This window comes from Streptomyces odonnellii, assembly GCF_000981895.1.
Classification (GTDB): Bacteria; Actinomycetota; Actinomycetes; order Streptomycetales; family Streptomycetaceae; genus Streptomyces; species Streptomyces odonnellii.
In genome coordinates this window covers 18179-39148 of the sequence record NZ_LATD01000131.1, presented here as the reverse complement: position 1 = coordinate 39148, position 20970 = coordinate 18179, and the positions used below count along the sequence as shown (strand labels likewise).

General features: G+C 70.8%; 18 protein-coding genes. 11 read left to right on the top strand and 7 right to left on the bottom strand.

The genetic code is table 11. From position 1 onward, the window contains the following. On the top strand, positions 1–1168 hold a 1168-nt coding region (locus WH07_RS14190), incomplete at its 5' end, for a D-alanyl-D-alanine carboxypeptidase family protein (RefSeq protein ID WP_046500221.1). 68 nt (positions 1169–1236) lie between these two features. Here WH07_RS14190 and WH07_RS14185 read toward each other — a convergent pair. From WH07_RS14185 to WH07_RS14160, 6 genes are all read right to left on the bottom strand, one after another. Beyond that, entirely contained in the window at positions 1237–2253 is a 1017-nt protein-coding gene (locus WH07_RS14185; RefSeq protein WP_052744372.1) for a pentapeptide repeat-containing protein, read from the bottom strand. 84 nt (positions 2254–2337) lie between these two features. Continuing rightward, positions 2338–5028: an ATP-binding protein gene (locus tag WH07_RS14180; RefSeq protein ID WP_046500203.1), complete on the bottom strand. Its 2691-nt coding sequence runs from the start codon at positions 5026–5028 to the stop codon at positions 2338–2340. 221 nt (positions 5029–5249) lie between these two features. Beyond that, positions 5250–6350: a HesA/MoeB/ThiF family protein gene (locus WH07_RS14175; protein WP_046500201.1), complete on the bottom strand. Its 1101-nt coding sequence runs from the start codon at positions 6348–6350 to the stop codon at positions 5250–5252. 47 nt (positions 6351–6397) lie between these two features. Then, positions 6398–7819, bottom strand: a complete 1422-nt coding sequence (locus WH07_RS14170) for a M14 family zinc carboxypeptidase (RefSeq protein WP_052744371.1) — start codon at positions 7817–7819, stop codon at positions 6398–6400. A 421-nt stretch (positions 7820–8240) separates the two neighbouring features. Further along, positions 8241–9449, bottom strand: a complete 1209-nt coding sequence (locus WH07_RS14165) for an esterase-like activity of phytase family protein (protein WP_046500197.1) — start codon at positions 9447–9449, stop codon at positions 8241–8243. A 172-nt stretch (positions 9450–9621) separates the two neighbouring features. Then, positions 9622–10575 (bottom strand): hypothetical protein, encoded by a 954-nt coding sequence (locus WH07_RS14160; RefSeq protein ID WP_052744370.1) that lies wholly within the window; start codon positions 10573–10575, stop codon positions 9622–9624. A gap of 177 nt (positions 10576–10752) precedes the next feature. Here WH07_RS14160 and WH07_RS14155 point away from each other — a divergent pair, with 177 nt between their 5' ends. From WH07_RS14155 to WH07_RS14115, 9 genes are all read left to right on the top strand, one after another. Continuing rightward, positions 10753–11151, top strand: coding sequence for a glycoside hydrolase family 95-like protein (locus WH07_RS14155; RefSeq protein ID WP_046500195.1), 399 nt, complete (start codon positions 10753–10755; stop codon positions 11149–11151). 350 nt (positions 11152–11501) lie between these two features. Then, a complete protein-coding gene (locus tag WH07_RS14150) occupies positions 11502–12539 on the top strand; it encodes an amidohydrolase family protein (RefSeq protein ID WP_332836355.1) in 1038 nt (345 codons plus the stop codon). 6 nt (positions 12540–12545) lie between these two features. Beyond that, complete coding sequence (locus WH07_RS14145; protein ID WP_046500191.1) at positions 12546–13613, top strand: DODA-type extradiol aromatic ring-opening family dioxygenase; 1068 nt, start codon at positions 12546–12548, stop codon at positions 13611–13613. Continuing rightward, positions 13610–14317 carry an RraA family protein gene (locus tag WH07_RS14140; protein WP_046500188.1) on the top strand — a complete coding sequence of 236 codons (708 nt, stop codon included), beginning with the start codon at positions 13610–13612 and terminating at the stop codon, positions 14315–14317. The genes WH07_RS14145 and WH07_RS14140 overlap by 4 nt, the downstream gene beginning before the upstream one ends. Further along, entirely contained in the window at positions 14314–14994 is a 681-nt protein-coding gene (locus WH07_RS14135) for an RraA family protein (RefSeq protein ID WP_079023212.1), read from the top strand. Before WH07_RS14140 ends, WH07_RS14135 begins: the two co-directional genes overlap by 4 nt. Then, positions 14991–15641, top strand: a complete 651-nt coding sequence (locus tag WH07_RS14130; RefSeq protein WP_046500186.1) for a 4-carboxy-4-hydroxy-2-oxoadipate aldolase/oxaloacetate decarboxylase — start codon at positions 14991–14993, stop codon at positions 15639–15641. Before WH07_RS14135 ends, WH07_RS14130 begins: the two co-directional genes overlap by 4 nt. 6 nt (positions 15642–15647) lie before the next feature. After that, positions 15648–16619, top strand: coding sequence for a PDR/VanB family oxidoreductase (locus tag WH07_RS14125; RefSeq protein ID WP_046500185.1), 972 nt, complete (start codon positions 15648–15650; stop codon positions 16617–16619). 149 nt (positions 16620–16768) lie between these two features. Further along, positions 16769–17944 carry an ABC transporter ATP-binding protein gene (locus WH07_RS14120; RefSeq protein WP_052744369.1) on the top strand — a complete coding sequence of 392 codons (1176 nt, stop codon included), beginning with the start codon at positions 16769–16771 and terminating at the stop codon, positions 17942–17944. Further along, positions 17941–19824, top strand: a complete 1884-nt coding sequence (locus tag WH07_RS14115; protein WP_046500183.1) for an ABC transporter permease — start codon at positions 17941–17943, stop codon at positions 19822–19824. Before WH07_RS14120 ends, WH07_RS14115 begins: the two co-directional genes overlap by 4 nt. On the opposite strand, the gene WH07_RS14110 is transcribed toward WH07_RS14115, so the two are convergent. Then, entirely contained in the window at positions 19805–19981 is a 177-nt protein-coding gene (locus tag WH07_RS14110) for a hypothetical protein (protein ID WP_157877339.1), read from the bottom strand. The two genes, WH07_RS14115 and WH07_RS14110, sit on opposite strands and share 20 nt — an antisense overlap. On the opposite strand from WH07_RS14110, the gene WH07_RS14105 reads away from it, so the two are divergent. Further along, a complete protein-coding gene (locus WH07_RS14105) occupies positions 19980–20939 on the top strand; it encodes an ABC transporter substrate-binding protein (RefSeq protein WP_046500179.1) in 960 nt (319 codons plus the stop codon). The genes WH07_RS14110 and WH07_RS14105 overlap by 2 nt on opposite strands. The last annotated feature ends 31 nt before the right edge of the window (positions 20940–20970 follow it).

Genomic DNA, 20970 nt, shown 5'->3' with positions numbered 1-20970 from the left:
GCGTGCCCGCCCCGGCTCCGCCGCCCGCAAAGTTGCCTCAGGCCCCGTCGCGGGCACGCTCTACCGGACGGGCACTCAGGTGCGGCCCAAACGCGGCGCCCCCGCGCTGCCCAGCCTCTCCGCGCTGTCCTGGCTGGTCGCCGATGCCCGCAAGGGTGAAGTCCTCGCCGCGCACGACGCGCACCGCCCGCTGCCCCCTGCCAGCACCCTGAAGACGCTGTTCGCCGTCACCGCGCTGCCCCGTCTCCCCAAGGACGGCGAACACACCGCGACCGAGGCCGAGCTGGACGACGTCGGCGAGGGCAGCAGCGAGGTCGGGATCGTGGCCGGCGACTCGTACACGGTGGAGGACCTGTGGAACGGCGTCTTCCTCAGCTCCGGCAACGACGCGGTGCACGCGCTCGCCGAGATGAACGGCGGCTGGGACACGACGGTCAAGCAGATGCGGCTCAAGGCGAAGCTCCTGGGCGCGTACGACACGCATGTGGTGTCCCCGGACGGCTATGACGCCGACGGGCAGGTGTCCTCCGCGTTCGACCTGGCGGTCTTCGGGCGTACGGGCCTGGCCTCGCGCGAGTTCGTGAAGTACAGCTCGACCGTCGACGCCGAGTTCCCCGGGTACGGAGGGACCTTCGGCATCGTCAACACCAACCGGCTGCTCACCGGGGAGGACGGGGTCGAACCGTACCGGGGACTGATCGGCGTCAAGAACGGCTTCACCTCGGAAGCCGGCTACACGCTGATCGCGGCGGCCCGGCGCGGCGGCCGGACACTGGTGGTCACCGTCATGAACCCGCAGTGGGGCGGGGTCCACGAGGTCTACGAGGAGGCCAGGGACCTGCTGGACTGGGGATTCAAGGCCGCGGGCCGGGTGACTCCGGTGGGCTCGCTCGAACCGCCGCCGGCGCCGCTCCCGCCGAGGCCGCCGATGAAGGACGGCCCGGTTCCCGGTCCGATCGCGCGGGCGCTGGCGCCGGTGGCCGCGGCCGGGCCCGTACAGGCACGCAAGCCGGGGACCGCTCCGGCGGCGCCGCGCGCACGGGTCGCCGGGGACGGGCAGGAGGAGTCCGGCTCCGGGTACCTCATGCCCGTCGCCTTCATCGCCTCCGCCTGTCTCGCGGCCCTCGCGCTCTTCTTCGCACGGCGCATGGCCCGGCGCAAACCATGACCCGGCGCGAACCCTAAGGCCATGGCCATGGGGCTCCGGCCATGGCGTGTGGGCCGCGGCCCACGGCCCTACCAGTGGCCGGGGCGGTCCAGGCCCGGCGGCAGCCTGGTGGCCGTGTCGCCCTTCGCCGCGTTGACCTGGGTCTGGACGAGGAAGAGGGATCCGGTCAGATCGGCGCCCCGCAGATCGGCGTCGCGGAGGTCGGCCCCGATCAGATCCGCCAGCCTCAGATCGGCGCCGCGCAGATCGGCGCCGATCAGATACGCCCCGCGCAGATCGGCACCTTTCAGGTCGGCGCCCCGCAGATCGGCGTCGCGGAGGTCGGCCCCGATCAGATCCGCCAGCCTCAGATCGGCGCCGCGCAGATCGGCGCCGATCAGATACGCCCCGCGCAGATCGGCACCTTTCAGGTCGGCGCCCCTGAGCCGGGCGCCGAAGAGGTCGGCTCCCCGTCGGTTCTTCCTCCTGCCGGGCACCTGGGCCCGTACCAGCTCGCTCGTACGCAGCAGGAGCGGGTTGACCTCCTCGCGCCGGGCGGCCACATCCAGCGCCAGCAGGGTGTCGGCATCGGCCCGGGTGAGGTGTTCCGTCGCGTCGAGCGCGGCACGGATCCGGGGGTGCAGCGGACGCGCGGGCTCCAGGGTCAGGGCTTCGCGCAGATACCGGAGCAGTTCGTGGAGCTGCCGCATCACCGGGAGTACGGCGAACATCCGGCGGGCGGTCCCGGGTGCCCGCCGCCAGTCCTGTCCGCCGAAGGTGACCTGGGAGACCCGCTGGCCGGCGCCGAAGCAGTCGTACACCGTACAGCCGCGATAGCCGCGCTCCCTGAGCCGCTGGTGGATACCGCAGCGGAAGTCCGTACCCAGCTCCGGGCAGGGCTCTCCGGCGTCCTTGTCGACCGGGAAGTCGGCCGAGGCGGAGAAGGCCAGGGCGACACAGCACAGCCCGAAGCAGTTCGCGCAGTCGGCCCGGAGGTCGTCGCCGAGGCTCTCACCGGGGCTTCCGTCCGGGCCCGCCGTCGCAGGGGACGGACGCCGGGCATCGGCGCCCCGCGGCGGACGGGGGGCGGCGGGCGGTACGGACACGGGGGCCGGTCTCCTGTTCACAGGGGTACGGGATATCACGAAGGGTACGAGGGCGGCTCGGCGGATCCAACGGACAAAAAACGATCAGCGCGGTGCGGCACGGGCCTCCAGCGCCCGGCGCGCCCGCGCCGCCAGCCCGTCGGCGCCGCACTTCACCGCCAGTTCGAGCCCGCAGGACAGCTCGGCCGGAGAGCCCGTCGCGATGCCGTACTCGACGCGGGCGAAGGCGAGTTCGTACCGGGAGGGCGAGGATTCGAGATGCCCGACGGCCTGCGCCAGCAGATCGGCCCGTGCCCGGCCCTCCTTCAGGGACGCGGCGCAGCACAGCGCGACCCCGATGGCGGTGTGCGTTCCGAAGCGTTCCGCCCGGTCACGGGCGTACGCGGCGAGCTGGGCGGCGCGTCCCGGATCGTCCTCGGCGAGCGCGGACGCGAGGTCGCAGGCCCAGGGAGCCATCACGATGTTGTGCCGTCCCCGCGCGGTCAACGCCCGTCCGACCGCCTCCAGTTCGGTGACGGCCTCCTTCGTGCGCCCGAGCGCGAGCAGCAGCCGGCCGCGGACGCAGGGAGCGTCGGGGATGACGATCGAGGAGGAGTACGGCGGTGCGAAGGCGTAGCGTTCGGCGGCCTCCCGCGCCTCGTCGACATGGCCGCGCGCCAGCAGTGTGTCGATGAGCATGGAGGCCGCGTCCCAGTGCATGGGCAGTCCGTCGCCCACCCGGTCGGCGAGCCGCAGGCTCTCGCGCAGATAGGCCTCGGCGTCCGTCAAGTCGCCGCGTCTGCGGTGGAGATAGCCGACCAGAGCATGGGCGAAGGCGAGATGGCCGCCACTCCAGCCGGAGATCTCGAAGGCCCGCAGCGCCTCGGTGAACAGGCTCTCCGCGCGGTCGAGCCGGTCCGCGAAGGCGTACGACAGACCGAGCAGGGCGGGAGGTTCGAAGCCCCAGGAGGTGTCGGTCCAGCCGGTGCCGGGCGCCAACGCACCGTCGAGCAGGGCGCGTTCACCGATCTGGACGTTCTCCTCGGCGCTCTCGCCGCGGGCCGTGCCGTCGAAGGCGCGCAGCATGGGCAGGATCCGCTCGGTGTTGTCGCGACCGGTGAGCCCGGCGGCGACGCGGCTGAGGCGGCGGGAGCGTCCGGGGCCGTCGTCCTCGACGGCCCGCACTCCCTCCCACAGGAAGTGCGCGGCCCGCAGCCGCAGTCCGGCCGGGCCCTCGTCCGTACGGGCGACCTCGGCGGCCACCACCCGAGCGGCCTCTCCGGTCTCGTTGTTGTGGGTCAGGGCCTGGGAGAGAAGGAACACCACATCGATCCGTTGGGCGTCGTCGAGCTGCTGGGTGTCGAGCGCCGCGCGTAGATGGCCGACCGTGGTGGCCGGTGAGGTGAGCAGGGTGGCCCGGCCCAGTTCGTACAGCACATGGGCGCGCACACGGGTCGACGGCGGTTCCGCGAGAGCGCGTTCGAGGCAGCGCCGCGCGGCGTCCGGCGCACCGACCGCGAGATGCTCGGCGGCGGCCTCGCGGAGCTGCTCGACGAGTTCGGCGTCGCCGTCCGGGTGGACTTCGAGGAGGTGCGGCGCGGCGGCCGCGGCTCCCCTGCCACTGCGGGAGACCGCCCATGCGGCCAGTCCGTGCATCGCGGTACGGACACCCCCGGGGATCGCGCGGTAGACCGCGCCCGCGATCAGCGGGTGGACGAACTCCATCGGATCCACACCCACCAGGATGCGCGCGGCCCGCAGCCGTTCGGCGCACTCGGCGGCCTCTTCGGGGCTCATGCCGGCCAGCGATATGGCCAGGTCGAGCGAGATGTCGGTGCCGAGGATCGCGGCGGCCCAGGCGAACCGTGTGGTGGCGGTGCCCAGTTCCTCCAGCCGGGCGATCAGTCCCTTGCCGCGTGCGGAGGCGCCGAGGGCGCGAAGCTCACCGGCGGAGTGCTCGACGGGCGCGAGGCCGCTGTCCCGTACCTTGGCGAGCAGTTCGACGGTCTCGTACGCGTTGCCGCCGGTCACCGCCCACACCTCGCGGCAGAACGGGTCGTCCACATGCTCGCCGAGCGCGGCGCGGGTGAGCCCGGCGGTGGCGTCGGGCGTCAACGCCCGCAGGCTGACCAGCAGTTTGGCCGCGGCACCGAGCGTGGTGAGGTATCGCTCGGACTCGCCGACCGCCTCCTCGGTGCGGTACGCGACGACGATGAGAACGGGCAGTCCGCCGGCCGGGCGCTCCGCGAACGAGGCCAGCCAGGCGAGTGTCTCCAGATCGGCCCACTGGGCGTCGTCGATGATCAGGACGAGCGGGCCGCACGCCTCGGTGAGCCGCTCCACCAGCGCGTCCAGGCCGTCCCGTACACCCTGCGGGTCGGCCTGCTGTCCGCACGGGGTCGCCACACCCAGCGCGGGACCGACGATCTCGTACCACTCGCCCAGCAGTTCGCGCGCGTCCAAGGGCCCGCCGGCCACGGGCCCGTCGCCCGTGGGGACCTGGCTTTCCGGACCGCTCACCGTCAGCGCGGGCTGGAGCAGTTGGCGTACGACATGGAAGGGGACGGAGGTGACGGTCTCGCCGCCCCGGGCCGACCACACCGCGCAGCGCCCGGTCGCCATCCTGAGGACTTCGGAGAGCAGCGCGGTCTTGCCGAGTCCCGCCGCGCCCCGGTAGACGAGCAGCCCGCCGGACGGCCGTGGTCCGCACAGCGCGTCGACCGCGTTGGCCGCCGCGGCGAGTTCGGGCTCGCGCTCCAGCAGCGGGAGGGCAACCGGGTGGTCCGGCCGGTGCACGGGCGTCCCTCCCTTCGAACAGTGCGCAGGTCAAGTGTCTAGGGTAGCCCCGGAGCACCCCGAGTGCGCCTGAATCCAACCGAATTCGGCCGTACGACCGTGGGCCGGCGCGTCCAGACGTACGAGACGCTCGTACGCACTCCCGAAGGGCGGCCCGCAACACGGCGGTCCGGGCAGTACGTCGAGCGCGCCCCGCGGCGTCCCGGCCGGAGCGGTCCCGGTCATGACGCCCCCGGAGGTGTGCCACAGGCCGGGCAGTCGGGCCGGCGCTCGAAGCGCTCCTCCAGCGGTTCGGAGAGCGCCATCAGATTGAGGCCGAAGCGGAAGCCGGGCTCCATCTCCGGTACGCCGGTCAGCAGGGCGATCGCGGCGTACACGAGCAGATGGCCGGAGAGCCCCGCGGTCACCGCGTTCACGGGGTTCCACTCCATCCGGGGCGAGGCCGCCTCCTCGTCCTGGCCCGCGGCGAGCCGCAGGTCCCGGCGCTCGACCTCGCCGGCTCGGTGGCACTCCCAGCAGGCGCCCCGGCCCGGGGCATGGACCCCGACGGTGACCAGGGGGCCGCGGTAACCGGCGTCGAGCCAGGGGATCCCGGCTTCCAGACAGACCCGGTTCGCCCAGCGGCGGATCTCCGGCGGCCGGTCGGCGCAGAGCAGCAGCAGATCGTAACCGGGCGCGAGCAGTGCGGCGAGATCGTCGGGGCCGTGCACCTCGCGCCGCTCCGCGGTCAGCGCCACCCGCGAGTTGACCGCCCGCAGGGCCGCCACGGCCGCGGTCGCCTTGGGCCGGCCGATGTCGCTCTCGTGGTAGAGGGGCTGCCGGTTGAGGTTGGACAGTTCGACGACATCGCCGTCCACACAGTGCATGCGGCCCACTCCCGAGGCTGCGAGGCCCTGGGCGGCGAACCCTCCGGTGCCGCCGAGGCCGAGCAGCAGCACCCGGGCCGAGCGTAATCGTGCCTGGAGTTCCCAGGCCGTCGCGCGGGGCGAGAGGTCCATCCAGCGCAGCAGGGTCACACCGCGGCTGTAGCGTTCACGGTCCTCCGCGGTGAGCGCCGCGGACGGCTCGGCCCCCGCGTCCTCCAGGAACCCGGCCTCGTACAGATCGTCCATGGCCTCGGTGACCGAGCGCGGTTCGAGACCGGGGTGGCGGGCGAGCACCTGGGTGACCGCCTCGGCGGGGGCGCGGGTGCCGTCGAGGGCCTCGGTCAGGGTCCAGATCCAGCCCTCGGGGTCGGTGACCTCGGCGCCGATTCCGTAGACGACGCTGCCGATCCGCACATTGCCGTCCACCGTGCGGTACGCCCGGTGCTCGGGCTTCACCCGTGGCCTCCGTAAGCCGGACACCGGTTCCTGGTGCCGCTCCGGTGTCATGCCCGTACCGCCCTCGGCTCCCTGGACCCGGCGGCCAGTTCGGTGGCGGCCAGCACGATCCTGAACTGATGTTCCGCCTGGTCCCGGACCGGGATCCAGCGGGCGCCGCAGTCGTCCTCGAAGGCGGCGCAGCGCTCGGTGAGGAAGCGGTCCAGGGTCGCGCGTACCTCGGTCCCCGGAGCGCCGGCCGCCGGGTGGGGCGCGGCCATGAGCATCTGGTGCAGGAGCCCGGCCGTACGGATGACGAGGCGCCGTGCGGCGATCCGCAGGGCCATGATCCGCGCCCGGTTCATCGGCGGCAGTCCGGCGGAGCCGGTCCCGGCACCGCTGTCGATGCCGCCGCCCGCGCGGGCCCGGGGACGCCGCCTCCCGGTCGCGGTCACACTGCCCCCCGCCGCGCCGAGGGCCGCTTCCGGGGCCCATTCGTCCGCGAGTCCGGGAGAGACCGCGAGATATTCGTCGACCGGCGCGAGCAGCGGTCCCGCGGTGGCGAGGAGGTCCGGCCGTACCCGCTCCAGCAGTCCGGCGAGTGTCCGCGCGTCCTGCCGGAGCGCATGGCTGATGATCTCCAGCGCGCCGTACGGATCGGGGTGCGGTGAGGTGTCACCCACTCCTTCTACACCCCACATCGGCGCTTCCACGACCGCGGTGACTGTTCCGTAACGGTGGGGATGGAACCAGGTGGAGGTGGCGGTGGCCGCGGGGAGCGAGACGAACTGATCGGTCTCCTGCGGCCGGGGCATGTCAAAGACGCCCGGCCCGGGACTCGGCCAGAAGAACGCGTCGTACGGTCCCAGCTCGACCGGGATCCTGAGATCCGCGGCCGAGCGCGCCAACTCGTCGGAGAGCCCGGGAAGTTCCCGGGTGAGCTGGACGAAACTGCCGCCCACGTCCACGCCGTGCAGCGAGCACTGGAGATACGGCCGCAGCTCGTCCTGGAGATCGAGCAGCGCCCGGGTCTCCGGCATGGGCTCCGCGCCGGGTTCGGTGGGCAGCCACTCGGGCTGGCCGGCGAACCCGGGGCGGAAGAAATGGCGGTAGTGCTGGGAGAAGGTCATCGGCCCCTTGAGCCACCGCTCGTTGCGGCGGGCTCCGTCGGGATCGAGACAGAGGACGAAGTGCCAGGTGGTGTCGGTGAACCGGACCCTGGCGGACCGTCCGGCCGGAGCCCCCGGCCGGGCGGTCCGCGCCAGATACCTCGCCAGCCGCAGTACGGTCAGCCCCCCGACCGGTTCATTGGCGTGCGGCCCCGCGACCACCAGCACATGCCTGCTCCCCCGCCCCACGGACAGCAGCCGGATCGGCTCCCCCTCCCGTGAGGTGCCGATGCGGCGCAGGGCCATGAGATCGGGGTGCGCCGCGGCCAGAGCCGCGGCGCCGGAGGTCAGTTCATCGACGGTGGGATAGCGCCCCGGCACGACGACCCGTTCAGGAGCCGGTGGAATTGCTGTCGCCCGTAGTCTCTTTCCTGTCCAGGCGCCGGATCTGGATGGTCGTCTGCTTGCGGCGTGAGGTGCTGTCGCTCTTGACTGTTCCGCTCATGAGCCGCTCCTTTTCTGCGCGGTGCCCAACTCCGCGTTGTGCACCTGGTTGTGATGGTCCGTCACGGATTGGGAGTCGTCAACACTCTGAAAGACACACTCTGGCTACGATCCCGCGAGCCGTACAGAAGGCGAAGGCCACCGCGCAACTTTGGCGGAGACATATGCCTCCACCGGCTCGCGCGGTGGCCCGAAGCCCCGCTCGTACGACGTCTCACCACGGTCGTCGTACGTCAGTTGTGCGCAGACGTCAGCGCGTCAGTACGCCAGCAGCAGTGCCGCTGCCGGTCGCCCGGTGTCAGCGGAACGCGCGGCGGTCGGCGTCCAGCGGCTGGGTGAGCCGGATGGTGATGAACTCGTTGTTGTCCGCCTTGCCAGGCGTACGGCCCGAGGAGCCCGGGAAGTTGTTGTCGTTCATGACGGCCAGCGTGCGGTCGTCGATCAGCACGACGTCCTCGATGGTCGTGAACGGGAAGCGGAAGGTCTTCCCGAAGCCGCCGAGGCCCTTGGGGTTGGCGATGTCGAGCAGGTCGGCGACGAGCTTCTTGTCCATGACGCCGTCGTGGTTCCGGTCACGGCTGTCCGCCAGGTAGATGCGCTTGAACTGGGCGGAGTCGCCCTGTCCGCCGTCGCGCTCGATCACCAGGAAGCGGTGGTCGTCCAGGGCGATCGCGTCGCCGATGGCGTTGCCGGTCGACTCCAGGCGGTAGATGAAGCGCTTGCCCGTGTAGGCGTTCGTACGCAGGTCGAACTCGCTCATGCGCAGGTCGCCGGGCGTGCCGTCGGAGACCCAGCCTTCGAGCAGCGGGTAGAGGTGACGGCCGTCGACACCGCGGGCCATGCCCTCGAAGCCCTTGCTGCTGGGCAGGTTGGGGGCCGCGCCGTTCAGGTACGGATTCTCCGGCGCCTGGACTCCCTTGAGCGGGATGGGGGCCTGGAGGAGACGGCCCTTCGAGGAGAAGTGCAGCAGGAACGGGCCGAACTCGTCGCCCGTCCAGTACGTCCCGTCGGACGCACGGACGATCGACTCGACGTCGAAGTCGGCGCCCGTCAGCACCCGGTCGGAGCGGGTCAGCGCGAACGGCACATGGCGGTAGGGGTCGCTCAGGTTGAAGCCGCCGAGCACCTTGACCTTGCCGGTGCGCGTGTCCGGCTTGACGTGGTGGACACGGAGGAGGAAGTCGGCGCTGTTGGCCTTGTTCCCGAACCCGTTGTCGGACAGCACGTCGTACGTGCCGTCGTGCCGGTTGAGGATACCGCTGAATCCCTGGACGGGCTGGCCCGGGAACGGCGCGGCGATGCCGTTGACGGGCTCCGTGCCGAGGGCCGCGCCGGAGACCGGGCTGCCGGGTACGTAGGTCTCGGCCGGGAGCGAGGCGAAGCCGGTCAGGGTGGCCCGGCCGAACTCGGCGGACCCGTTGTGGTCGTGGCCGCGGTGGGCGGCGGCGGGCGCGGCCAGACCGACGGTCAGCGCGGCGGCGCTCAGCATGATCAGGAGCTTGTTCATGGCACGGACGGTAGAGACGGCGCATGACGTACGCCCCAACAGCAGGCGACCCGCGCGCGAGCGGCGAACGGCCCCCACCGGCCCGGACCTGGCGTGGCCCGGCCGCCGTCCGGCGGCTCGCCCAGGTCCTGTCCGGCGGATCTCCGTCGGACAGGACCTGGTGTGCCGGGCGTCAGGAACGGTAGGTGTTCCGGGTGTACGTCAGGCTCAGATTGCCGGTGTTCTTGAAGTACTGGCTGATCAGGTACGCCGGGTCGCCCGCGATGGAGCCGGCCTGGAGGTCGCTGCCGTCGTTGGAGTCGTCCCAGGCCCAGGGGGCGTGCGCGGCGTTGTCGCGGCCGTTGTCACCGGCGAAGGTGCCCCAGGAGGCGTACGGCGGCTTGGAGTTGCGGCGCTCCCACAGGCCGCCGGCGGCGAAGATGTCGACGAGCTTGTAGGAGGCGGCGCGGTCGTTGCCGCCGGTCGGGACGGTACCGGCGGTGCGGTTGGGGCGGTAGACGACGCCGTCGCCGCCGGGGAAGCTGCCGCCGCTCCAGTTGTACATGCCGTGGCCGCGCGCCTCCTGGAAGACGGTGGGGTGCTGGGCACCGTCGTGGGTCTCCATCAGGAGGGTGCCGTCGATGTTCTCGCGGTTGCCCTGGAAGGGGCTGCCGGCCGGGATGTACGAGTAGTAGTTGTCGTGCGCCTGGGTGACGGCCGCCTGGAGCGTGCCGTAGGTGCTGCCGTCCTTGAGGACGACCTCCAGGACACCTTCCATGTCGTTCTCGTGGGAGGTCCAGTTGAGCGGATAGTCCTTCCAGTCGCGCGGGTGGTAGAAGGCGTAGGTGATGTACCAGTGCGTCGAGGTCTCGACCACGGAGTAGTACGCCGTACCGGTCAGCCGCGCGGTGTTGGCGTCCAGGTTCTCCCAGTTGTTGAGGGTGTTCCAGTCGCCGTCGTAGTCGACCGGCGAGGTGTACTCGGCGGTGTAGTAGGCGGACGAGGTGTCCTGGTAGTGCACAGGGGCCCAGCGGTAGGCGAGGTCGGCGTCGCTGGGCGCGGCCTGGGCCTGGCCGGGTACGGCGAGGAGTCCCGCGGAGAGCAGGACGGAGACGAATACGACACGGGCGGATCGCCGGAGCTTCACGGTTCCTCCAGAGGCTAGGGCCGGTTGCGCAAACGGCCGTCACTCTCCGGTCGCCGGATGACACCTGCACCCGCCCGGCGATGACGTGGACATGAAAATCTCAGAACCGCCGCGGGACCACACCAGGCGGCCCGGGTCGGCTATCCGGCGCAGTCGCTCATCGACAGGTTCAAGCAGGTGATCAACGCGCACCTCGCCCCGAACCTGCGGATCGCCGACCCGTTCCACGGCATCGAGAAGTCCGGTGCCACCGAGGCGGTCAACAGCATGCTGGCCCAGAGCGACCAGGGGATCGTCACCCTCTTCCCGGTCTGGCCGGCGGGCAAGAACGCGAGCTTCTGGCAGTTGCGCCAGAAGGGAGCGTTCGTGGTGTCCAGCGCGAAGGAGAACGACCGCGCCAGCTATGCCGAGGTCACCAGCGAGGCCGGTGGCACGCTGCGGCTGAAGAACCCGTGGCCGACGGGCACCTTCACCGTGACGGACACGAGCGGCGCGGCGGTTCCGTTCACCACGGCGAACGGGGTGATCTCGGTGCAGACGGCGGTGGGCCGTACGTACCGGATCGTGCCGGTCTGACGCACGGCTGAAGCACCTCAGGCGCCGGACGGGCCGACACGGACCGTCCGGCGCTCACGTGTATCCGCATGGGGCCGGCCGTGGCCGTTTTGTGATGGCGAAGTCCGTACGCGGAGGGTACACAGACGGAAATGTCGCCTAATGTGACGCCCAACCGGCCGGAGTCCGCGCTTCAGCGCACCTTTTGCCCCCACTCCCGGCCCCGGCCCGGCATCGAGGCCCCCTCACCGAGGGACCCATATACCTCTATGTGGAATTCTCGCGCGACCTATTCCGTATAGGGCGCACCGTCCTTATCGTTCTGGACACCCGGACAGGAGTGCTCAGCCGCTCCACCGGCCACGGCGGGCATCGCCCGTTCCGGTCACGAGGAGGGCAGCGCCATCTATATCGACGTCCACGGGCATGTCACCGCCCCCGACAAGCTGTACGCGTACAAGGCAGGGCTCCTCTCCCATCGCGGCGCCCATGGGCGCGGGCGTTCCGGGGTGACGAAGGAGCATGTGGTGGAGGCGCTCAACGCGCCGCACCCGAGTTTCGGCAAGATCTCGCATCTCCGGCATCTCGACGAGGCCGGGGTGGACATCCAGTTCATCTCGCCCCGGCCGTTCCAGATGATGCACAGCGAGACCCCGGCCAAGCTGGTCGAGTGGTTCACCGCGGAGACCAATGACGTCATCGCGCTGTGCTGCGAGGTGGACGGCCGGTTCCGCGGGATCGCGGGCATGCCGCAGTCGATGGACCTCGATCCGGCCGTCTGGACCCGTGAACTGCGCCGCTGTGTCACGGACCTGGGTTTCGTCGGCGCGACCCTGAACACCGACCCGTACGAGGGGCTGCGGCAGCCGCCGCCCATCGGCGACCGCTTCTGGTACCCGGTGTGGGAGGCGCTCTGCGAGCTGGACGTGCCGGCCATCATCCACTCGGCGGCCTGCCGGCCCCCGGCCCGGGAGAGCTACTCGCTCCACTTCGTCCAGGAGGAGACCCTGGCGGTGGCCGGGCTGCTCCAGTCGACCGTTCTGGACGACTTCCCCGAGCTCAAGATCGTCGTGTCGCACGGCGGCGGGGCCGTCCCGTACCAGAAGGGCCGTTTCTACCCGGCGGCCCTGCGGGCGGGCACGACCTTCGAGGAGCGGCTGCGCCGTCTCCACTACGACACCTGCCTCTACACCCGCGACTCGATCGAGTTCCTGCTGCGGACCGTCGGGGTCGACCGCTGTCTGTTCGGTACGGAGAAGCCGGGCACCGGCTCGGTGAAGGACCCGGAGACCGGCCGCTGGGTCGACGACATCCATCTGCTCATCGAGGACATCGACTGGCTGACCGGCGAGGACAGGAAGGCACTGTTCGAGACGAACGCCGTCGAGCTGTTCCGGCTGGAGGTGTGAGGCGGCGTGAGCGACCTCGTGCTGGGCGTGGGCACCTCCCACGGCCCGCTGCTGAACACACCGCCGGAGGACTGGGGGCTGCGGGCCGTCGCCGACCGGGCCAACCGGGCGCTGGTCTACCGCGGTGCGGAGTATCCGTACGACGAGCTGCTGGCGCTGCGCGCGCCGGGGTTCGCGGCCGAGTGCGGGCTCGACGTACGCCGTCGCCGCTACACGGCCTGCCGCGAGGACATCGAGGAGCTGGGCCGGCGGATCGAGGCGGCCGGGGTGGATGTGCTGGTGGTGGTGAGCAGCGACCACAAGGAGGTGTTCGGCGATGAGCTGCTGCCGCAGTTCGCCTTCTACTGGGGCGACACCATGCGGCACGAGCCGTTCACCCAGGAGCAGTTGGACGGGATGAAGCCGGGGCTGGCCATCGCCGAGGTCGCCAATGTGCCGGCCACGGGCACCGTACGGCCCGGGCACTCCGCGCTGGCACGGCATCTCATCGAGCGGACCTCGGCCGCCGGGTTCGACCCGGCCGCGTCCCGGGCCCTGCCGCCCGGGGAGTGGGGCAACTCGGGCATCCCGCACGGCTGGGGATTTGTCTTCGAGCAGGTGCTCGGCGGCGGGGAGACACCGCCGACCGTACCGGTCTTCGTGAACACCTTCTGGGAGCCCAACCCGCCGTCGGCCGTGCGCTGTTACGACTTCGGTGTGGCCCTGGGCGAGGCGATCCGGGACTTCCCCGCGCCGCTGCGGGTGGGGATCGTGGCGTCCGGCGGGCTGAGCCACTTCGTTGTGGACGAGGAACTCGACCGGGCCTTTCTCGCCGCGCTGACCGCTCGCGACCGTGACCATCTGCGGTCGCTGCCGGACTCGGTGCTGCGGTCGGGGACCTCGGAGATGCGCAACTGGATCGTGGTGGCAGGCGCGCTGGAGGCGTCCTCGCTCACCGCCGAGCTGGTGGGGTACGAACCGTGCTACCGCTCGGAGGCGGGCACCGGGTGCGCGATGGCGTTCATGACCTGGCAGAACGAGAACACCCAGAACGAGAACACCGCTTCGGCGGGCGCCCGTAAGGATCAGTCATGACGGCGCCCGACGAGGCGCGGACGCCCACCCTGGTGGAGCGGCTGCGGGCGCTGGACTCCTGTGCCGTGTCGGACGCGCTCGACGCGTACGGCCTGTCGACGGTGGTGCTCGGGCCCCGGCCGGTCTGGCCGGTGCCCCATGTCGTCGCCGGGCTGGTCCGTACGGTCACCGTCGGCCCACGCAGGTCCGACCGGCCCGCCGATCATGTCGCCGCCGCCGCCGTGGATCTCTCGGGTCCGGACGATGTGCTGGTCATCGCCAACCAAGGACGTCCGGACGTGTCCTGCTGGGGCGGGATTCTCAGCCGTGCCGCGCTCGCCCGGGGCATCGCCGGCGTGGTCGTCGACGGCGCCTGCCGGGACGCGAGCGAGAGCGCCGGACTCGGACTGCCGGTCTTCGCGCGGGCCGTGGTGCCCGTCAGCGCGCGCGGCCGGGTGGTCCAGTACGCGATGAACGAGCCGGTCGGGTTCGGCGACATCACCGTGAGCCCCGGCGACTACGTGGTCGCCGACGGCAATGGGGTCGTCTTCGTACCCGGCGCCGATGCCGAGCGTGTGACCGCCTTCGCCGAGCGTGTGGTCGCCCGCGAGGCGGCCATGGCCGACGCGGTCGCCGCCGGACGGCCGGTCTCCGAGGTCATGCACGACAGCCGGTTTCCCACGACCGACACCACTGACACACCACCCGAGGAGTCCGGCTCGTGACCCACGAACCCACCGGCCCCGAGCCCGCGAACGGCCCGGCGCACCCCTTGTACGGCTACTCGACCGCCACCGTCTCCGACGCCCTCGACCGCCTCGGCCGCGACGGCTGTCTCTCCGGTATCGCCCCGCTCTTCGACGGCGCCCGGATCTTCGGCCGCGCCTACACCGTCTCGTACGTCGCCGCCGGACATCCGGCCGGTACGGTCGGCGACTACCTCGACGACATGCGGCCCGGCGATGTGGCGGTCCTCGACAACGGCGGCCGTACCGACTGCACGGTGTGGGGCGACATCCTCACCGCGATGGCCAGCGACCGCGGTGTCGCGGGCACGGTGATCGACGGTGTGTGCCGCGATGTGCGGCGGGCGCTCGACGTGAGCTATCCGCTCTTCACCCGCGGGCGGTACATGCGCACCGGCAAGGACCGGGTCGAGGTACGCGACGTCCAGTGCCCGGTGAGTGTCGGCGGGGTACGCATCGCGCCCCGCCAGCTCGTCATCGCGGACGCCGACGGCGCGGTGACCGTACCGCCCGATGTGGAGGACGAGGTGGCGGAGATCTGCCACACCATCCATGAGCGCGAGGCGCGCATCGTCGACGACGTGCTCGCGGGCCGTTCGCTGGCCGAGGCGCGCGCCGCCCACGGCTACCACCTGCTGCAGAGGAACCAGGCATGACGACCGCTCCCACCGGCCCCGCCGGCACCGCCGTACCGGACACCGCCGTACTCCTGCGGCTCGGGACCGCGACGCTGTACGAGGCGGCCAAGCTGGACTGTTTCCTGCCGCCGCGCATCCGGCCGGTGTGGCCGGGGGCCGCCGTGGCCGGCCGGGCGCTGCCGGTGTCCACCGCGCCCGCCGACAATCTGCCCCTCCATCTCGCGCTCGAACAGGCGGAGCCGGGCGATGTGCTGGTCGTCGACGGCCGCCAGGAGGCCTGCGGCTACTGGGGCGAGGTGCTCACCGCGGCCGCACAGGCGCGCGGGGTGGCGGGGCTGGTGATCGACGGCGGTGTACGGGACGCCGACCGGCTGCGCGAGCGTGGCTTTCCGGTCTTCAGCTCCGCGATCGCGGTGCGTACGACGGTCAAGAACGACACGGGAACGGTCGGCGCCCCCATCACCCTGGGCGCTGCCACCGTCGGCCGGGGCGATCTGGTGGTGGCCGACACCGACGGTGTGGTGGTGATCCCGCGGGCGTCGGTGGCGGCGGTGGTGGAGCGCGGCCGGGCGCGCGAGGCGGCCGAGGCGGGCTATCTGGACCGGATCGCCGGGGGCGAACTCACCCTGGACATCTACGGTTTCCGACCGGCCGGCACGGACTGAGCCGCCATGAACGATCTGGACCCTCTCGCCGCCAGGCACCTGCTGGTCGAGCAGGTGCGTCTGGAGGCCACCGGAGTCGTATCGCTGAGACTGGTCGATCCGGACGGCGGTGAACTGCCGCCGTGGGCACCGGGCGCGCACATCGATCTGCGCCTGCCCAGCGGCACGGTCCGCCAGTACTCGTTGTGCGGCCCCCTCGACGACTCCCGCTCGTACACCGTCGCCGTACTGCGCGAGGAGCACGGGCGCGGCGGGTCGGCGGAGGTGCATGACTCCGGGCTGGTCGGGCGGGTGCTCCAAGTCCGGGGCCCGCGCAACCACTTCGCCATGGTCGACGCTCCCCACTATCTCTTCCTCGCCGGTGGTATCGGTGTCACACCGATACTGGCGATGGTCCGCAGGGCCGCCGCGACCGGTGCTTCGTGGGAGCTGTACTACGGCGGGCGCTCGCGGCCGGCGATGGCGTTCACCGGGGTGCTGTCGGCCCTCGGCGCCGGGCGCGTCCATCTCGTACCGCAGGACGAGGCGGGGCTGCTGCCGGTCGCGGAACTCGTCGGCGCGGCGCCTCCGGGAAGTGCCGTGTACTGCTGCGGACCTGAGGGCATGGTCCGGGCGGTCACCGAAGCCTGTACGGACACCAGGCCGGGCGCGCTGCATGTGGAGCGCTTCACCGCGCCGCCGGGCGGCGACGCGCACGGCACGACGGACGCGCGCCCGTTCCGGGTCGAGTTGCGCCGCAGCGGTGTGACGCTCGATGTGCCGCCGGAGCGCACCCTGCTCGACGTGGTCCGCGAGGCCGCGCCCGATGTGGCCTTCTCGTGCGAGGAGGGCTACTGCGGCTCGTGCGAGACGAAAGTGCTCGCCGGTGTGCCCGAACATCACGACACCGTGCTCTCGGACGAGGAGCGCGAGCGCGGCGACACCATGATGATCTGCGTCGGCCGGGCGGCCTCCGAGCTGCTGGCACTGGACCTCTGACGGCACTTCCCGAGTGCCCGTGTCAGTCCCGGCGCACCACTCCCCCCACGACTCATATTCCACATCAAAGAACTTAGAGAACAGATATTTCTCTATGAGGTATTCCTGGTTAAGGTCGCGTCAACCAGGACTGATCCGAGGAGTGCAGGATGTCGATGAGGGCGACCACACCGGACCGCCTCGCGGGCCGGATCACTGGCCCGGTGGACGAGGCTTCCGGTGAGCCCGCCGTTCAGCTCCGGCTGTCCGGTGTGACCAGGAAGTTCAACGATGTCGTCGCTGTCGACCAGATCGACCTCGACGTCAAGCGGGGCGAGATATTCGCCCTCCTCGGGCCGAGCGGCTGCGGGAAGAGCACCTCGCTGCGGATGATCGCGGGCCTGGAGAAGATCGACCAGGGCTCGATCCTCATGCGGGACCGGGCGCTCGCCGATGCCGGACGGGGCACGTTCCTGCCCTCGGAGAAGCGCAATATCGCGATGGTCTTCCAGTCCTACGCGGTGTGGCCGCATATGACGGTCGCGCAGAACGTGGGCTTTCCCCTGCGCATGCGCCGGGTGAAGCGGGCCGAACGGCGGCGCAGGGTCGAGGAGATCCTCGCGGTCACCGGTCTCGAAGCGCTGGCCGACCGGCCGGCCACCCTGCTCTCCGGCGGCCAGCAGCAGCGGGTCGCGCTGGCGAGGGCGCTGGTCTACACCCCGGATCTGCTGCTGCTCGACGAGCCGCTGTCGAATCTGGACGCCAAGCTGCGCATCCAGATGCGGCGCGAGATCCGCAGGCTCAACCGCGAACTCGGCATCACCATGCTCTTCGTGACCCACGACCAGGACGAGGCGCTGTCCCTGGCGGACCGCCTCGCGGTGATGAACAAGGGCAAGGTCGAGCAGGTCGGGCGGCCGATGGACCTGTACGAGCACCCGAAGACCGCGTTCGTACGGGACTTCCTCGGCCGGCTCGTCGTCGTCGAGGGCGTCCTCGCCGGGGACCCGGCCCGGCGCCGGGTCCTGCTGGGCAGCGGCGGCGAGCGGGCCGGGGAGGTCGTCGGCCCGGACATACCCGCGGAGCTGGCCGACGGCGACGCGGTCGGGGTGTACCTCCGGCCCGAGGACGTCGACATCAAGCCGGCGGGACCGGGTGAGCCGGCGCCGAACCAGGTGGCCGCGCGGGTGCTGTCCTCGGTCTACCTCGGCGACAGCTTCGAGTACGTACTGGACATCGCCGGGTCGAACGTCCTGCTCAGCGCACCGCGCCGGGTGGTGCACCAGCCCGGTGACGCGGTGGTCGTCGAGGTCGACCCGCAGCGCGCGATGGTGTGGCCGCTGTGAGCGGGGTCCTGCCGCCGGTGGCTCCGGACGCCGTCGAGCCGCTGCCGGGTCCGGTACGGAGACTGGTCAAGGCCCGCCGCTCCAGTGGCTCCCGGGTGACCGGTACGGTCGTACTGCTGCTGGTGGCCGCGGTCACCGTCGTCCCCATCACCCTGCTCCTGCTGAACAGCCTCAATGTCGCCGACCCGGGCGATCCCGCCGCATACGGCCTCGACAACTGGCGGCAGGCCTTCGCCAATGGCGCGATGTGGGAGTCCGCCTGGAACACACTGCGGCTCGGTGTGCCGAGGGTGCTGCTGGGCATGGTGATCGCCACGGTGATCTCCTGGCTGATCGCGCGCACCGACATACCGGGCGGCAAGGTCATCGAGGTGTTCCTGTGGTTCTCGTTCTTCATTCCCTCGCTGTCGATGACCCTGGGCTGGATCCTGCTGCTCGACCCGGCCAACGGTGTGGTCAACCAGGTGATCAGGACGGTGCCGGGGCTGGGTGACATCACCCAGGGTCCGCTGAACATCTACAGCTACTGGGGCATCATCTGGACCCATCTCACCGCGACGACCGTGCCCATCATGGTGATCCTGCTGGTGCCCGCGTTCCGCAGGATGAGCCGGTCCATGGAGGAGGCGGCGCAGATCAGCGGTGCCAGCCGGCTGCGCACCCTGGTGAGCATCACCGTACCGATGATGCGTCCGGCCATCATCGCCGCGACCCTGCTGAGCTTTGTCTACTCGCTGAAGACCTTCGAGATCGAGCTGCTGCTCGGCACCCCGATCGGGCTCAATGTCTACTCGACACAGATCTACAACTGGCTCCAGTCGTCTCCCCCGCAGTTCGGCACCGCGACCGCGCTCGGTTCGGTGTTCATCCCGATCCTGATCATGCTGGCGATCATGCAGCGGTTCGCCGTACGCAGCCGCAGTTACGTCACCGTCGGCGCGCACACCTACAACGACGAGCCGATCCGGCTGGGGCGGATACGCCGCTGGGTGATCGCCGGGGTGCTCTGGCTCTATGCCGTCATCACCGTGGTGCTGCCGCTGGGCGCGATCGTCCTGGGCTCGTTCATGCGCCGGTTCGGGTTCTTCCAGCTCACCAACCCCTTCACCACCGAGCACTGGTCCGCGCTCTTCCACGACAACCTGTTCGCGTCGTCGGTGCGCAACACACTGGTCATCGGACTGATCGCCACCCTTGTCGGTGTGCTGGTCTACTTCGTCATCTCCTTCGTCATCGTCCGCAGCGAACTGCCCACCCGGGGCGGTGTCGATGTGATGGCCTGGCTGCCGGCCGCCGTGCCGGGCATGCTGCTGGGCCTGGGACTGCTCTGGGTGTATCTCGGCACCCCGTTGCGCACCGTGCTGTACGGCAATCTGTTCGGCCTGATCATCGCGCTGGTGATCAGCCACATGGCCACCGGCACACAGCAGTTGAAGGCCGCGATCCTCCAGGTGAGCCCCGATCTGGACCGGGCCGCGCGTATCTGCGGTGCCACTCCGGTACGGGCGTACACCTATGTCCTCTTCCCGCTGCTCGGCCCCTCCGTGGCCGCGGCCGGGGTGCTCACCTTCCACTCCGCCGTCAGCGATGTCAGTACGGTCGTCCTGCTCAGCAGCAACGACTCACGGCCGCTGTCGATCCTTCTCCTCGAATACAGCACCAGCGGTGTGCTCGAACAGGCCTCTGTGCTGGGTGTCCTCATCAGCGCGCTCACCGTCGGGGTGGCGCTGCTGTCCCGGGCGCTGGGCGGCCGCCGGCTGCGCGCGTCGAAGCCGGGACGCCGTATCCGGGTGACCCGCGGTACCCCGCCGTCACCCCTCCCCGCTATGAAAGCAGGTGCGTCATCAGAAGATTCATCGCTCACCAGAACTGGAAGCTGATCTGCGCGGGTGCCGCGCTGGCGCTCGCCGCGACCGCGTGCGGCGACGGCTCGGACACCGCGGCCGGAGGCAGTGCGCCCGGTGACATCAGCGCCCAGTGCCCCGACCCCTCGGGCTCGCTGGCCGCCGCGGCGAAGAAGGAGGGCACGGCCGTCATGTCCGGTCCGCCCACCGACACCGTGCGCCAGAAGCTCCCGCAGGCGTTCCAGCAGACGTACGGAACGAAACTCGACTACATCGGCACCAGTGGCAAGGACAACGCGGCCCGGCTCCAGTCGGAGCGGCAGGCCGGTATCTACTCCCAGGATGTCTTCGTCGGCGGCGCCGACACCATGGCGAACACGTACCACGCGCAGAACTGGATCGCCCCGCTGACCGGCGTCCTGACCCCCGCGGAGCTGGAAACGAAGGCGTGGCGCGGCGGGACCGTCCCGTTCGTGGACGCCGACAAGTCGATTCTGAGCATCAGCCGGTATGTCACCGTGCCGATCGTCGTCAACACCGACCAGGTGGACCCGAAGGAGATCACCACCTGGAAGGATCTGCTCGACCCGAAGTGGAAGGGCAAGATCGCCACGATCGATCCCCGGAGCCCGGGCGGCGCGATCTACAACGTGGGTATGTTCCAGGCCGCCCCCGGCTACGGCGACGACTTCGTCAAGCGGCTCTACAAGGACCAGAGCCCGGTCCTGATCACCGACTCCCGCCAGGGCACCGACGATCTGGCCAAGGGCAAGTACCCGATCGCCCTGGGGCTCGGCCAGCTCGATGTCGACACCGCGGTCGACGACGGGCTGCCGATCCAGGTGGTCATGCCCGATCTGCTCCAGACCACCAGCGGTTTCGGCTTCCTGGCCGTCTCCGACAAGCCGCCGCACCCGAACGCCGCCAAGCTGCTGGCGCAGTGGCTGGCCTGCCCGGACGGCAACAAGGCGTGGAACGACGCGTACGGCAGCATCAGCACCCGCGCCGATGTCGAGCCGCCGTCGGATCTGCCCGACTGGCAGGTACCGCAGGACGGCAAGGACTACTTCGACGCCAACTCCTGGGAGTTCCTGACCAAGGGTGTCAAGGACGCCACGGAACTGATCAAAAGCCTCATCGGCAGCAACTGACACCGGCCGAACACGAACCGGCGCCGGCACA

What these genes read in the sequence shown, in the direction of transcription:
- WH07_RS14165 (WP_046500197.1), bottom strand. Translation starts at nt 9,449, where the DNA reads ATGAACAAGCTCCTGATCATGCTGAGCGCCGCCGCGCTGACCGTCGGT.
- WH07_RS14140 (WP_046500188.1), top strand. Translation starts at nt 13,610, where the DNA reads ATGACGGCGCCCGACGAGGCGCGGACGCCCACCCTGGTGGAGCGGCTG.
- WH07_RS14130 (WP_046500186.1), top strand. Translation starts at nt 14,991, where the DNA reads ATGACGACCGCTCCCACCGGCCCCGCCGGCACCGCCGTACCGGACACC.
- WH07_RS14125 (WP_046500185.1), top strand. Translation starts at nt 15,648, where the DNA reads ATGAACGATCTGGACCCTCTCGCCGCCAGGCACCTGCTGGTCGAGCAG.
- WH07_RS14120 (WP_052744369.1), top strand. Translation starts at nt 16,769, where the DNA reads ATGTCGATGAGGGCGACCACACCGGACCGCCTCGCGGGCCGGATCACT.
- WH07_RS14105 (WP_046500179.1), top strand. Translation starts at nt 19,980, where the DNA reads ATGTCCGGTCCGCCCACCGACACCGTGCGCCAGAAGCTCCCGCAGGCG.
- WH07_RS14110 (WP_157877339.1), bottom strand. Translation starts at nt 19,981, where the DNA reads ATGACGGCCGTGCCCTCCTTCTTCGCCGCGGCGGCCAGCGAGCCCGAG.